This is a genomic window from Rhodothermales bacterium (assembly GCA_039944855.1).
Taxonomy (GTDB): domain Bacteria; phylum Bacteroidota; class Rhodothermia; order Rhodothermales; family JANQRZ01; genus JBBSMX01.
The window spans coordinates 33,963-47,908 of record JBDUXZ010000035.1 but is presented as its reverse complement, the minus strand read 5'-3'; the positions used below and the strand labels follow the sequence as shown (position 1 = coordinate 47,908).

11 protein-coding genes are annotated in these 13,946 nt (G+C 67.5%); 3 read left to right on the top strand and 8 right to left on the bottom strand.

From position 1 onward, the window contains the following. Positions 1–634 (top strand): T9SS type A sorting domain-containing protein (locus tag ABJF88_17755; protein MEP0548786.1); only part of this gene is annotated, 634 nt, incomplete at its 5' end. A 92-nt stretch (positions 635–726) separates the two neighbouring features. Here the strand turns inward: ABJF88_17755 and ABJF88_17750 are convergent. The 4 genes from ABJF88_17750 to bshA form a co-directional block, all read right to left on the bottom strand. Then, positions 727–1,089, bottom strand: a complete 363-nt coding sequence (locus ABJF88_17750) for a DUF5615 family PIN-like protein (GenBank protein ID MEP0548785.1) — start codon at positions 1,087–1,089, stop codon at positions 727–729. Positions 1,090–1,207: 118 nt separating this feature from the next. Next, the gene (locus tag ABJF88_17745; protein ID MEP0548784.1) at positions 1,208–1,435 is read right to left on the bottom strand and encodes a DUF433 domain-containing protein; all 228 of its coding nucleotides are present in this window, start codon (positions 1,433–1,435) and stop codon (positions 1,208–1,210) included. A 78-nt stretch (positions 1,436–1,513) separates the two neighbouring features. Continuing rightward, on the bottom strand, positions 1,514–2,659 hold the full coding sequence (locus ABJF88_17740; GenBank protein MEP0548783.1) for a hypothetical protein: 1,146 nt from the start codon (positions 2,657–2,659) through the stop codon (positions 1,514–1,516). A gap of 3 nt (positions 2,660–2,662) precedes the next feature. Beyond that, positions 2,663–3,841 (bottom strand): N-acetyl-alpha-D-glucosaminyl L-malate synthase BshA, encoded by a 1,179-nt coding sequence (gene bshA, locus ABJF88_17735; GenBank protein ID MEP0548782.1) that lies wholly within the window; start codon positions 3,839–3,841, stop codon positions 2,663–2,665. Positions 3,842–4,005: 164 nt separating this feature from the next. Here bshA and ABJF88_17730 point away from each other — a divergent pair, with 164 nt between their 5' ends. Together ABJF88_17730 and ABJF88_17725 are read left to right on the top strand one after the other, a co-directional pair. Beyond that, positions 4,006–4,584 (top strand): outer membrane beta-barrel protein, encoded by a 579-nt coding sequence (locus tag ABJF88_17730; GenBank protein ID MEP0548781.1) that lies wholly within the window; start codon positions 4,006–4,008, stop codon positions 4,582–4,584. Between the two features lie 82 nt (positions 4,585–4,666). Then, positions 4,667–5,821: a hypothetical protein gene (locus tag ABJF88_17725; protein ID MEP0548780.1), complete on the top strand. Its 1,155-nt coding sequence runs from the start codon at positions 4,667–4,669 to the stop codon at positions 5,819–5,821. 140 nt (positions 5,822–5,961) lie between these two features. On the opposite strand, the gene ABJF88_17720 is transcribed toward ABJF88_17725, so the two are convergent. From ABJF88_17720 to ABJF88_17705, 4 genes are all read right to left on the bottom strand, one after another. Continuing rightward, positions 5,962–9,321 (bottom strand): two-component regulator propeller domain-containing protein, encoded by a 3,360-nt coding sequence (locus ABJF88_17720; GenBank protein MEP0548779.1) that lies wholly within the window; start codon positions 9,319–9,321, stop codon positions 5,962–5,964. 134 nt (positions 9,322–9,455) lie between these two features. Then, entirely contained in the window at positions 9,456–11,558 is a 2,103-nt protein-coding gene (locus tag ABJF88_17715; GenBank protein ID MEP0548778.1) for a S8 family serine peptidase, read from the bottom strand. 311 nt (positions 11,559–11,869) lie between these two features. After that, positions 11,870–13,060: a peptide chain release factor 1 gene (locus ABJF88_17710; protein ID MEP0548777.1), complete on the bottom strand. Its 1,191-nt coding sequence runs from the start codon at positions 13,058–13,060 to the stop codon at positions 11,870–11,872. Further along, on the bottom strand, positions 13,057–13,866 hold the full coding sequence (locus tag ABJF88_17705; GenBank protein MEP0548776.1) for an RNA polymerase sigma factor: 810 nt from the start codon (positions 13,864–13,866) through the stop codon (positions 13,057–13,059). Before ABJF88_17705 ends, ABJF88_17710 begins: the two co-directional genes overlap by 4 nt. Positions 13,867–13,946 lie beyond the last annotated feature (80 nt).

The window sequence follows — 13,946 nt, the reverse complement described above, 5'->3', positions numbered from 1 at the left end:
CTACGACGGGGACTACGGCCTCCTCGAGCTCCCGGTGACGGTGGCGGCCGACGGGGTGTACACCCTCTCGCTGCTGCAGGAGAACGACGGGTCGGCGCCGGACCCCGACTTCATCAACTTCTTCATCGACGACGTCTCCCTCACGCCTGTGCCTCCGGGGCTCGCCGTCACGGTCTCGCCCGAGAGTGGCACCGTCGACGCAGATGGCTCGGAGAACCTGACCGTGACCGTCGACGCATCCGGCCTCGCGCCGGGGTTATACGAGTACGAGATCACGATCACGACGAACAGCACCGAGACGCCCACGCTCACGGTGCCCCTCTCGGTCGAGGTGCTCCCCACGGTAGCGAACGAGGGCGACGCCGTCCCGACGGCGTTCGCGCTGGAGCCGGCGTACCCGAACCCGTTTGCGGGCTCGACGACGATCCGGTACGCGCTGCCCGAAGCGGCTCGCGTGACGGTCGAGGTCTACGACGCCGTAGGCCGCCGCGTCGCCGTCCTCGTCGATGGTGAGATGGCCGCCGGCAGCCACGAAGCGGAGTGGGACGCCGCCTCGATGGCGAGCGGAGTCTACCTCTACCGGATGCAGGCCGGCGACTTCACGAAGACGCTGAAGGTGTCGCTCGTTCGCTAGCGAACCGTCTGTATTGTATTTGCAACGGAGCCCCGCCCGAGATGAGTTCGGGCGGGGCTCCGTTGGGTTATCCCGTTGCGCGCTCCCGAAGGCTATCGCGGCGGCAGCGGACGCTGGCGAACACGGCCGGGCTGGACGGTGCTGAAATAGCCCATGAGTTCGCGTTCCGGGCTCTGCACCACATCGAGAACCGCGTCGGCCACGGCTTGGGGGCTCGCCGTTCCCATGCGAACGTAGAGCACGCCAGCCGGTGCGTCCTGCCACTCCCCAAAGATTAGCGTGCCGAAGTCGCGGTCGGCGGTGATTAGCAGCCGCGCTTCCGCCCCGGCTTGCTGCAGAACCTGCGGATCTAAGATCCCCGGAGCCGTTTCAGTGATGTGAACAACGTCGAGGCCGGATTGGCGCAGCGCCTCGACTACGACAGCAGGAACGTTTTCGTCAGCGAGCAGGCGCATGGAAGGCATCGACTGGTGTAAGGCCAACCTACGCTAGATCTACCGCGCCCCGCCGAAGCGTGGCTTGACTCGTCCTCGTCCTTCGAAGCCAAGCTGATCGGTCTCGCGAGAAAGCAACTCAGGCAGCAGGGTGGACGGCTTCGTCCTGCACTGCTTCTGCTGCGTAAGCGAACGCCGCCTGTAGCATCTCGGGAGTAAGCGTCGGATAGTTTTCCAACACCTCCTCCTGCGTCCACCCCGCGCCGAGCAGTTCTAGGACGAGCTTGACCGAGATGCGCGTTCCCTTCAGCGTCGGCTTACCGACGAGGATGCGAGGGTCCGAAACGATGTAATCGCGCCAGTTCATGCTCCATGATACGACGTTGCATCCCTTCGGTGCCGCCGACCCACAACGGACCACGAACCACGGATTGCGGACCAATCCTCACCCCATCGGGTCGGTGGTGGGGACGGGGAAGTTGAGGAGGGAAGCCGAGGCGGGCTCGGCGCGCTGGAGGAGCCGTTCGAGCGAGGCGTGGACGAGCTCGCCCATCGTGTCGCAGGCGGCGAAGGCGTCGTCGTGGTAGTGCTCGGCGAGCTGGCGGCCGAGCTTCTGCACGTGCTCGGAGGGGGCGATGAGGTCCTCGCGCATCACGTCCATCACGGCCTGGTAGCGGCCGTGGCTCACGCGGAGCCGGTTCGCGATGAGGGCTCGCTCCTCGCGCTGGTACTGGTCGACCGTCGTCGGCCCCATGAACTCCATGCCGACGGCGATGATGGCGTTGTTCTGGGGGTAGAACTGCGGGAGGTAGACCTGCTTGCGCCAGTGGTGGCTCTGCTGGTCGAAGTCGAGCGGGCGCATCCGGTACTGCATCTTCTCGAAGTCCGGCGTGATGTCGATCACGAAGTTGCCCGAGTGCATATCGCCCAGCAGACGGACGAAGCAGCGCTCGTTGAACTTCACGAACTCCTTGGCGAGGCGGACCTGGTCGAACCGGTTCTCGGGCATCGTCTCGCGCATAAACGCGTCGCCGGGGATGCCGATGATGTGCTCCTCGATGAGCGTCTGCCCGGAGACGAAGTAGTTGATCCGGTTGGGCGAGAGGATGTGCTCGAGCTCGAGCCCGTAGACTCGGTTGGCGTCGACGCGCTTGACGTAGAAGTAGTCGAAGTTCTCGTTGAGCCGGTTGACGATGCGGACGCGGAACGGGAGGGTGTTCCCGTAGAGGCAGAGGTCGATCCGGTCGACGAAGAGGTGCTCGACGGTGGAGAGGTCGCCGTCGGACTTGAGGATGGCGTAGGTGAGGCGGAGGTGCTCGTTGATCTCGCGCATCTCGGCCGGGCCGTAGAACACCGTGCTCCAGAGCGTGTCGTTGCCGTGCTCGTCGTAGAGGGCGACGGCGTTGTCGTAGCGGAGGAGGTTCTCGTAGCGGACGCCGGATTCGTGGAGGCGGTCGTAGCGCTCGAGGTACTCGCCGAAGAAGTCGCTGATGGGGTAGATCTCTTTCTTCTTCGAGATCAGGTTGCGGACGGGCGACGGGCGGCGTCCGCCGCTGCCGTTCTCGCTGACGTGTCGGTCGGTCGTGCTCATGCTTCAGGCGCAGTCGCCGACTGGCTCGGGGCGGGCGAGGGCGGCGTCGACCATCTCCTGGTAGAAGGTCTCGTACTGCGGCACGATGCGGTCGATGTCGAACTCGTCGACGGCGCGGCGGCGGGCGGCGGCGCTCATCCGCTCGTGGAGGTCGTCGTCGCGGAGGATGCGGCGCGTGGCGTCGGTGAGGCAGTCGATGTCGGCGAGGGGGCAGAGGTAGCCGGTCTCGCCGTCGACGTTGAGCTCGGGCAACCCGCCGATGTCGGACGAGACGACGGGCACGCCGCACGCCATCGCTTCGAGCGCGGCGAGGCCGAACGTTTCGGAGCCGGAGGGGATGAGGAACACGTCGGCCACGGAGAGGATCTCCTCGACGGGCTCCTGCTTGCCGAGGAAGCGGACGTCGCCGTAGACGCCGAGCTCGCGGGCGAGCGTCTCGCACGCCGTCCGGTCCGGCCCGTCGCCGACGAGGAGGAGCTTGACGCCGGGCCCGCCGCTCCGGGCCTCCTCGTGGAGCCGGTGGAAGACGCGGACGACGTCGGTGGCGCGCTTGACCTCGCGGAAGTTGGAGACGTGGATGAGCAGCTTCTCGCCGTTCGGCGCGATCGCCTGCTTGAAGTGCCCCTTCTCCTGCCGGTTGAAGCGCTCGGTGTCGACGAAGTTGGGGATCACCTCGATGGGCCGCTCCACGTCGAAGGCGGCGTGCGTCTCGCGGCGGAGGTAGTCGCTCACGGCCGTGACACCGTCGCTCGCGTTGATGGCGTGGGTGACGACGGGGACGAACGAGGGGTCCTGCCCGACGATCGTGATGTCGGTGCCGTGGAGCGTCGTGGCGACGGGGATGTGGATGCCCTCGCAGGCGAGGATCTGCCGGGCGAGGACGGCGCTCGTGGCGTGGGGGATGGCGTAGTGGACGTGGAGGAGGTCGAGCTTCTCGTACTTCACCACGTCGATCATCTTGCTCGTGAGCGCGAGCGAGTACGGCGGGTATTCGAAGAGGGGATACGTGTTGACGCGGACCTCGTGGAAGTAGATGCGCTCGGTGAAGTGGGCGAGCCGCTGCGGCGGGGCGTAGGCGATGAAGTGGATCTCGTGGCCGCGCCGCGCGAGCGCTTTTCCAAGCTCGGTGGCGACGACGCCGGAGCCGCCGTACGTAGGGTAACAGGTGATGCCGATGCGCATGGGGAAGTCGGTCGCTGGGCGGGAGCAGGCCGCGGGGTGAGGGGCGTGGAAACTCCGGGGGGTCGGGATAAGTTGCCTGCACCGACGGTCGCCCCCGCTGCGGCGGGGCGCTGCGCTCCTCAGCCGTCGGCTCACCCATCCTCTCGCCATCCCCCCGTTCCCTCATGCGCTCCTTCCGCTACCTCCTCCTCGCCGCCGTCTTCGTGGCCGCGACGCCGCTCGCCCAGGCCCAGATCATCCCGAAGTTCGGCGTCGCCGGCGGGCTCAACTTCGGCTCCCTCACCGACGCCGCCGGCTTCGACCTCGACAGCTCGACGGGCTACCACGTCGGCGTCTTCGGCGACGTCGGTTTCGGGCCGCTCGCCGCGCGCGTGTCGCTGCTCTACGTCAAGGCCGGTGACATCGGGGAGGGGGATGATGCGGCGAACGTCACGTTCATCGCCGTGCCGGTGGACTTCAAGTTCCGTTTCCCCTCGCCCGTCGTGAAGCCCTACGCCCTCCTCGGTCCCGAGGCCCGCTTCGCCACAGGTGATCTCGCCGACGCCGAAGCTCGGAGCGTAAACCTCGCGCTCAACGCGGGCATCGGTGCTGAACTCAGCGCCATCGTCGGCCCGAGTGTGTTCGCCGAGCTTCGCTATTCCCTCGACGTGACCGGCTTCGCCGACGACGAGTTCTTCGATGTCCCGACCGACGAGTCGTTTAAGGTGAGCGTTTTTTACCTCCGCGTCGGCGTCGGGCTCTGAGCGGATGCCGGCAGTGTTTGAAAAGGGCGGGTCGATGAGCGTATCATCGGCCCGTTTCTTTTTCCGCCGGCCTCCGATACCCATGATCCCATCGCCTCTCCGCGTCGCGCTCGTCTTCGCCCTCCTCCTCGCAACGCCCCTCGCCGCGCAGGCCCAGAGCGATTTTCTGATGCCTCAGGGTCAGCTCCCGGCTGCATTCAGTGGGAGCGGCCTCTCGTCAGCGTTCGGCGTGACCGTGGCCGACGTGGGCGGGGCGAACCCGGCTGCGCTCGGCGGCTTCGAGCAAACGACCGTGGGGGTGTCGTACGGATTGGGAACGGCGGCGGAGGTCGCGAGCGATGTCGAGGTCGGTCCGGCGAACGGGCTGCGTCCGCAGAGCGCGGCCGTCGTCTTCCCGCGCGGCGCGTGGACGTTCGGGGTTAGCTACAGCCAGCGCTATGCGTCGAGCATGGACATGTGCATCCCACGCCAGACTCCATACAACCCCGATGTCGAGTCGTCGGGGTGGTGCGCGGAGCAGACGGCGCGGGCGGAGGTGCTCGCCTCACAGGTGGCTTACCGCACGATCGGCACCTCTGGCAGTACGTTCGATCTCGCTCTCCGGCTCGGCCTCGGGCGCGGTTCGATAAACAGTGAGATCGACAACGTCACCGGGATGTTCTCGGAGTGGGGCCTGCAATTCGCGGCCGGTGTGCGCTACCGCACCGACCGATACGGCCTCGCCGTTCACTACGAGCACGCGCTCCGCGTCGAGGGGGCAACGGATTACGAAGGAGGACTGGAAACGCCGGTCCCGACGACGGGACCGGACGGGCAGGGCGAGATCGCAGGCTTTATCGAAGACTTCTCGTTCAGTGTCGCTGCGATCCCTGCACGCCTCAGCCTCAGCACAACCGTCGATGCTACGCCGACGCTGGACATCGGGGCCGACCTCCACTACGCCTTCTGGCAGATGGAGGACGCCGATCGCTACGAGAACCAGATCGAGGCCGCCGCGTGGGCGCGGCTCGACCTCTCCGACCGCGCTTTGGCCTCGTTCGGCGTGTGGAGGCAGGGCGGGCACCCCTTCTCGCGCAGCGCCTTCGTGGACGACGGGCAGGCCATATACCTTACTCTCGGCGGTGCGCTCACCTTCGACCGACTCCGCCTCGACGCTGCCGTCGCCGACAGTCGCTTGCTCTCGGGTGCCGAGCAGCGGCAGACGCTCGTGAAGGTCGGCGCGAGCGTGCGGCTGTAAGCGGGCGGCTGTAAACGAACGCGGGGGCGACCGGCCGGTCGCCCCCGCGTGATTCCTGTACCGTGCCCTGAAGAACTGGAGCAAGCAGCGGCTTCGATAACCTGCTGCATCCGGTCATCGTGATACGGGAGGGAGGAGGCTTAGCCGATGTAGCTGAAGGTGGCGTCGAGCGCGGCATTAGGAGCCGGCTCGGCGGGCGGGGCAGAGGCAGGCTTCGCCTCGCTTTCCTCGAAGTCCGAGCCGAGGACGAGGGCGTCCTGATAGAGCCAGGCGTCGTCCTCGGCCGTGAGCGCCGCGTCCTCGGACGCGGCGGAGGCTACGGCGTCATCGTATGAGGGCTCGTCTGCGGTAGGGGCTGAGGGGGGAGCCGCGCCGGCGGCTTCGAATTCCACGATGAACGTGCTGCCAACGCCGACCTCGCTCTCCGCCCAAACGCTGCCGTTGTGTCGATTGACGATCCCCTTTACGATGGAGAGTCCGAGCCCCGTCGAGGATTCCTCGGCGGTAGGCTGGGCGGAGAGCTGCTGGAACCGCTCGAACAGCTTGTCCATGTCTTCGCTGGTGAGGCCCGGTCCCTCGTCCTGCACCTCGAAACGGACGTAGCGGCGGCCGTCTTCCTCCCGGTGGGCGACGCGAACGTGAATGCGTTTCCCGAGCGGCGTGTACTTCACGGCGTTGCTTACGAGGTTGTCGAACACCTCCTTGAGCCACGCCGGGTCGCCTTCGATGATATAATCGGCTGGGGACGGAGGCGCGAAGGTGAGCACCTGATCTTTACGCTGGGCTTGTCCCTGGAACCGCTCTACGGCTTCATGTGCGAGGTAGCACATGTCGATGCGTTCGATAGCGAGCAGGACGTTCCCCTGGCTGTCGAGAGCTTCCACGTCGAGGAAGCGGATGACCATCACTAGCATCTCCTCAGCGGCCTTCTCGATGAGGTGGACGAACTCTTGCAGTGGGAGGTCCGGCGGGAGCTCGTCCCGCAACACCTGGGCGAGTCCGTGGACGCCATTGAGCGGGTTCTTGAGGTCGTGGGCGACGACGTGCATGAGCTGCGTCTTCATCTCGCTCGTTGCAGCGAGTTGCTCGTTTGTCCGGCGGAGCTCGTCGGTGCGCGTTTCGACGAGGACTTCCAACTCGCGCTGGCGCGTCTTGAGGAAGCGGATCCGCGCCCCGTAGATCAGGCGCAGCAAGAGGAGCACGGTCAGCACGCACAACGCTCTGAACCACCCCGTTTCGTAGAAGTACGGCTCGATGCGGAGCGGGAGTGAGGCGATCGGGCCGGGGGTGCCGTCGGCGTTGAGGGCTTGGACGAGGAACGTGTAGTCCCCCGGCGCGAGGTTCGTATAGAACGCCTCGCGGCGTGCCCCGGCCCCGATCCACTGCTCGTCGACTCCCTCGAGTTGGTACCGATAGCGGATGCGCTCCGGGGCCAAGAAGCTCGGGGCGGCGTACCGGAAGGTGAGCCGCCGCCGATCCGGAGCCAGATGGTCCGCGCTGCCGAGGTCGACAGCGGCGCCGTTGGCGAGCAGCCCCTCGATGCGGGCAGACGCCAGCGGATAGTCCGGTACGTGCTCGGGGTAGATGGCGACGACGCCATCCGTGGTGGGGAACCAGAGGGCTCCGTCGTGCCCTTGCCAGCCGGCGGGCTGTACACCGCCGTTGAACTCCTCACTGCGGAGCCCGTCGGAGCGGCCGTAGAGCGTCGGCGTCACCTGGTTTCGCTCGCCCCCGGCGACGGCTTCGAAGTCACTGGTGTGGACGCGCGAGAGCCCCCGGTTGGAGCTCATCCAGAGCCAGCCGCGAGTGTCCTCCAGCAACTGGAGTACGGTGCTGCTCTGGAGCCCTTGGGTCGCGGTGAAGGTGTGGACCGCGAAGCCCTCGCCGGCGTCTACGATCCGGCTGAGCCCGTTCTGGGTGCCGGACCAGAGTACGCCGTCCGATCCGGCGTGGAGCGAGAGGATGAGGTTGCTCGGGAGACCGTCCTCAGTGGAAATGTGGGCTACGACCACGTCGCCTTCTAACACGTTGAGACCGCCCTCATAGGTACCCGCCCAGAGCCGGCCCCGTGCGTCCTCCGTCATCACGGTGATGAGGTCGTTCGAGAGCCCGTCGGCGGTCGTGAGCGTCGTAAAACGGCCGTCGCGATAGCGGCCGAGCCCGTTCGAGGTCCCGAACCACAGCGTGCCTGCGCGGTCTTCGTAGAGCGCGAAGACAGAGGCCGAGGGCAGGCCGTCGGCTACGGTGAATGTGGAGATCCGGTCGTTCTTGAGCCGGGCGAGACCGCCGCCATGTGTTCCGATCCAGAGGCTCCCATCCTGTGTCCCTCGTACGGCAAGGACGACGTCGCTAGGCAGCCCGTCGGCCGTCGTGAGCATCGTGATGCGGTTGCCATCGAGCCGCGCGAGGCCGCCGCCTTCCGTCCCCATCCAGACAGCGCCCTGAGCGTCCTCGTAGACGGAGAGCACGACGGGATGAGCCAAGCCTTCCGGCGTCGAGTAGGTGACTACCCGGCCGCCGTGCAGCCGCGCCAGCCCGCCGTCGGTGCCGATCCACAGGCTGCCCTCGAGGTCCTCGTAGAGGAGAGAGATGGCGTCGTGGGGGAGGCCCTCCGCTGCCGTCAGCCGTTCGGCTCGACCGTCGTGGAGCCGGACCAGGCCCTGTTGCTGTGTCCCGACCCAGAGGGTGCCCTCCGTGTCACTGAGGATGGTGCGTGGTGCGTCGTCGGCCAGCACGGCGGCCGGGGTAGCGACGATCTGGCCGCGCACGATGTGGTCGATCCCGTTCTCGGTCGCAACCCAGAGGCTCCCGTCCTCCGCGACGTGGAGCGAGCGGACCTCGTCGGCGCTCAGGCCATCGGCGGCGGTGGAGCGCGTGAAGCGCCCGTCGGCGAAGCGGACGAGACCTTCGGTCAACGTGCCGATCCAGACCGCTCCCGTTGCGTCCGTAGCGAGCGCCGTGATGCCGCTCGTCGGCGCGCCTTCGGCCGTTGCAAACGTCCTGGTCTGTTCGCCGGAGACCCGGACGAGCCCGCCTCCGAACGCCCCGACCCAGAGGCTCCCGTCGGCGGCCGACGCGATGGCGCTGATGTGGCCGTCCGGCACGCCGTCGATGGTCTGCGAGGTGAAGCGCCCATTTTCGTACCGAGCCAGCCCCCCGCCGTAGGTCCCGACCCAGAGGACCCCGGTGGCATCCTCGTGGAGCGCGGAGACGAAGGGGTTCGGGAGCTCCTGCGTGTAGGTCGTGAAGTGCAGCCCGTCGAAGCGGACGAGCCCTTCCTGCGTGCCCAGCCAGAGGTAGCCGTCCTGTGTCTGGGCCAGAGAAACGATGGTATTCTGCGGGAGCCCGTCGTCGGTCGTCCAGACGTCCAGCACGTACTGCGAGAGGGCCCGCCCGGGATCGAGGGTCGGTTGGTCCTGCGCATGGACCTGTACGGAGGCCCCCCACGCTACGACGACGACCCCGGCGACGAGCCAGGACAGGTGCCGGAGCGAGTTCACCGTACGAGGGATGCGATCCAGAACCGACACGAACATGGGGGAAGGTGAGGGAAGGGACCGCATGTGCGCACAGCCCCTTCCCTTGCTATCGGAATGCGAACCGGATGTCTTAACTCATTTCCGGGATTCGCCGATTAGTGCTGGCCCGCCATCGGCCAGAACGGTTCGGTGAGGGCAGGGGAAGCCGTGCGGTAGTGCACGACGGCCCCGGCCGTCTCCACCTGCACGTCGTCGCCGGCGGTCACGCTCCCGTAGATCGTGGTCGGGGCGCGGAGGATGATGTCGCCCGCGCTGAACACCTGCGCGGCTACGTTCGAGCTGGCAGCGGTGACGGTGATGTCTCCGTTGGCGTAGATGCCGAGGCGGGTGCTCCCGTCGGTGGGCGAGGTGATGCGGCTATTCACGTAGACGTTCCCGGTAACGAGCACGATGCCGTAGCCCGTGAAGTGCGCGGGGCCGCTTACGACGAGGTCGCCGTTGACGTACAGGATCGAAGGCTGCTCCGCCGTGCCCATCTGGAGCCGACCTGCGAGGTGGTACGTCCCCGTCGAGGCCGTCGCGAGGTGGGCGTAGTCCTGGGCGCGGAAAGCCGGCACGTCGATGGGCGGCTGTGCCATCGTCGTCGGGAGGCCGCTCGGGTTGTAGGCCGGGCGGAACGAGTAGGGCCGATCGGCGCTCGTTCCGTAATAGCCGAAGCCCTCGAACTCCGACCCTCGGAGCGGGAGGTGGAGCCGGTCGTTCGCGAACACGCTCGCGTTGGGAGCGCCCGAGCCACCCACGCGGACCGAGAGGTTCCCAGAGAGGACTTTCACGTCGTCGCCGGCCGTGAGGGCGTACTGGAAGAACGGGGGGACGCTCGCGCTCATGAGCCCGCGGGGCCCGGCGTACACCGATGCCGACGCCGTGCCGGCGGGGACCCCAGCGATCCCGGGCTGTGCGGTCCCGACGATCGACTGCGCCACGCGGTCGGGGGTGGCTGTGGGGTTGGCCGCGAGGAACGCCGCTGCGGCACCGGAGACGTGGGCCGCCGCCATCGACGTGCCGGACATGACCGCGAGGCCCGTCGACGACGGCGCCGTCGACACGATGTCCACGCCGGGGGCGAGGATGTCGAGGCGAGCGCCGTAGTTCGAGAACGAGGCGAACCGATCGTCCTGCCCGTAGGCGCCGACCGTGATGGCCTCAGCCACGTGGGCCGGCGTCACCGTCGAGGCGTCGATGCCATCGTTGCCCGCGGCGACGACGTAGACCACACCCACGGCCGTCGAGGCCACGATGGCTTCGTCGAGGGCGTTGTACGCCGTCGTGCCGATCTCGGCCCCGAGGCTGAAGTTCACCACGACGGGCCGGTTCGGGTTCGCGAGCTTGTAGGCCGTGACGTGCTCGACGGCCGCGATGGCACGGGAGAGGTCGACGGGGCTCTCGTTGTCGTCGACTTCGTGCCCGGTGAGCACGCGGAGGTCGTGGATGGTGGTGCCTGGGGCGATGCCCACGGAGCCCTGCCCGTTCACGAGGGCGGCGGCGGTGCCCGCGATGTGGGTGCCGTGCCCGTCGAGATCCTGCCCCGAGGCGTTGGCTTCATGGACGAAGTCGAACCCAGGCCCCGTCGTGACGTCCCCGCTGTCGATGCCCGTATCGATCACGAAGAGGTCGACCCCCGAGCCGTCGAGGCCGCCGCCGCCGATGCGGGCGACGCCCCACGGCGTCATCTCCGCGCCGCCTTCGGAGTACGTCATATTGCCGAGCGGCGTCGCGAGGATCTTGATGTCGGGCTCCACCCACGCGATCTCGTCGTCGGCGGCCATGTCATTGAGGAGGGCGTCGGCCTCGTCCTCGTCCACCCAGATGGCGAACCCGGCGAACACGTCGGAATACTGGTAGCGCTCGATGATCCGGTACGGATCCATGTCCTGGTAGCGCTCGATGATCCGGTACGGGTCGATCTCGCCGTAGCGCTCGATGATCCGGTACGGGTCGAGCCCGACGATGAGGCCGATGTAGCCCTCGGCCTCGCCGCCGCGTGCGGCCTCGCCGGTGCGCTTGGCCCGGTCGAGGAGGTGGCTGTGGCGGAGCTTGCTGGCGCCTTGGGGGGCACTGGCAGCGGCGAGGGGTTCCGCGCTGGGCGGACGGGCGTCATCGAGGACGGGGTCCGCGAGGTCGCAGGCGGCGAGGAGTACCGTCGCGAGGAGGAGGACGGCGAGGTGCCGAGTAGGAGTGGAGAGAGAGAAGCTGGGCATCGGGGCGTAGTAGTTGGTGTCACGCCCTGCTGCAGCAACAATGCAGCCCGTAGATAGAGCCGGGGGGTTGCCGTCTCACTCTGGAACGATATCGGCGCTTTGCGAGCGATGTTTGTAATCGCCCGAGGAGCGCCGATCATTGTGAAACAACCCCGATTCTCAATCCGACATCGGCCTTTTTGGGGTGGAGAAGGCGCCTTTTCTCCATCGTCGGGTAAGATCACCCCGCTGCGCACCCGGCCCAAGACAGACAGAGCGGGACGACCGGCAGTCGGTCGTCCCGCTCTGAAACCGTAGGGCGTGAGCCAGCGCTAGAAGCGCAGCAGGGCCGCGGCGGGCCCGAGGTCCTGCATCCGGGCGCGGGCCGCCTCGCTGCGGATGAGCTCGAGCGAGGCGCCCTGTTCGAGCGCGCGCTCCAGCATGATCTCAAAGAGGTCGCTCTCGGGGAAGACCTCGTTGCCCGTCGCGTCGAGCGTGCCCTCGGTCTGCGTCGTGAGCATGCCCGTCTCGCGGTCGAGCCCGCCCGGGATCTGGTGCTCGTCGTCGAGGAGGAGGGTCATCACGCGCTGCTGGTTCAGCATGTCCAGCGTGTCGTCGAGCCCGGCGACGGCGCGGGTCGTGAGGAGGGACTGCACCTTGTCGAGGGTTTCGAGCTCTTCACGCTCCTCCACCTCGCGCTGGATCGGCTCGGCCTTCTCTGCGATCTCCGCCGAGGTGGCGTTGATGTCGCACTGGAAGCTGGCCGCGATCCGCGTCCGCGTACGCTGGTCGAGGCTGTCGAGGAACGGGGCCTCCATGTCGGTCGGGCAGGCGTAGATGAGGTGGCGGATGTCGAGCTTCTGCGCGAGGAGTTCGAAGGCGTGGGCGGCGCGCTTGGCCTGCTCCTTCCGATACTCCGTCTGCTTGTCCTGCCGCTGGTCCTTGCTCTGGTAGTCGGAGGTGAGGATCTCACGGCCCTCGAGCTCGAACACCTCTTCGACGAGGCCGATCTGGCTGAAGAAGAACCGGGTCTGCTTCTGGCTCAGGAGGGCGATGCCGAAGCGGTCGTGCTCGTCGCGGACGCGGACGAGGGGGCGGACGTAGGGCCGCCGGTCCACGTACACCGTGTTCGGGAGCGTGATGGCGACGCCGAACTGCCGGAAGAGGCCGATGTCCTCGCAGGCGTAGAACACGAGCCCGCGCCCCGTGCGTGGGATGCCCTGCCGCAACGCCGCTTCGACGCGGTCGAGCTCCCGCTGCACGGTCTTATCATCGTAGTGGCCATTGGAGTGGGCGAGGGCCTGCCGGGCGAGGTCTTTGAACGTGATCGTCCACGAGTCGTTCACCCGCATCTCCGGCGTGAGCTCCATAAAGAAGGAGAGCACGGGGGCCTCCGCGCTCTCGATCGCGGCGAGTTCGGTGAGGTGGGCGGCGTCGAGGTAGTGGAAGCCGGGGGAGGTCGTGCGCTCTTCGAGTTCAGCGATGAGGGAGTCGCGGAGTTCGGGGGTCAGGGCGTTGCTCATGCTCGGGTCGCGGTGTCGTTGTCGGAGTCAGTGGAGGTGTCGGGGTAGGACGGGTTCTGGCGGATGGGCTCGCCGGTGTAGCTGTCGATGGGCTCGTCTTCGGCCACGTCGTCCACGTCCGTCGAGCCGATGTAGTGGCGGACGTGCATGCGGGCTTCGCCGAGGGCCTCGGCCGTGTCGCGCAGCGAGTACTCCATGATCTGCGCGACCTCGGAGAGCGAGAGCTCGAACTCGTCGTGGAACTCGACGAGGTGGCGGTGCTCGGGGGGGAGCCCGCTGGCGTCGAGGTAGTCCCGCTCCTGCTGCGTGAGCGCCTGGTTGCGCGGGTCGATCTCGACGTCACCCGGCTGCCGGCTCGGGATCATCTCGGCGTAGGTCGTCACGTCGAAGGGCTGGCGGAACTCGTAGAAGCTCTCCTCGACGGCGTCGTAGTCGTCGTTCGTCGGGACCTCGGCGTCGAGCGAGAGCGCCTTCTGGTCGTCGTAGCTGTGCTCGTCGCGGATGAGCCGGTTCAGCGTCCGGTACTGGATGCCGACGAGCCACGCGCGGAAGCTCATCTGGTCGGGCTCGAAGTTCTCGCGGTGGTCGAACGCGCGGATCATCGTCTCGCCGACGAGCTCCTCCGGGGTGAGGGCGCCCTCGCGGAGCTCGCCCGCGTCGATGCGCGCGGCGACCTTGCGGCGCGCGGCCTCCATCAGCGTGTCGTGGTGCGGAGCGATGGCTTCTTCGAACGCGTCTCGGTCCCCGTCAATCGCGCGGGCCCAGAGGTCGTCCGGTTGGGAGGTCGTGTTGGGAGGGTTGGCCATAGGGGGAGGGGCAGGCTGCGAGAGAAGAGATGGGACGGGTTAAATGATCCCGCGCCGCGATGGGTCCCACTCCCCACGGC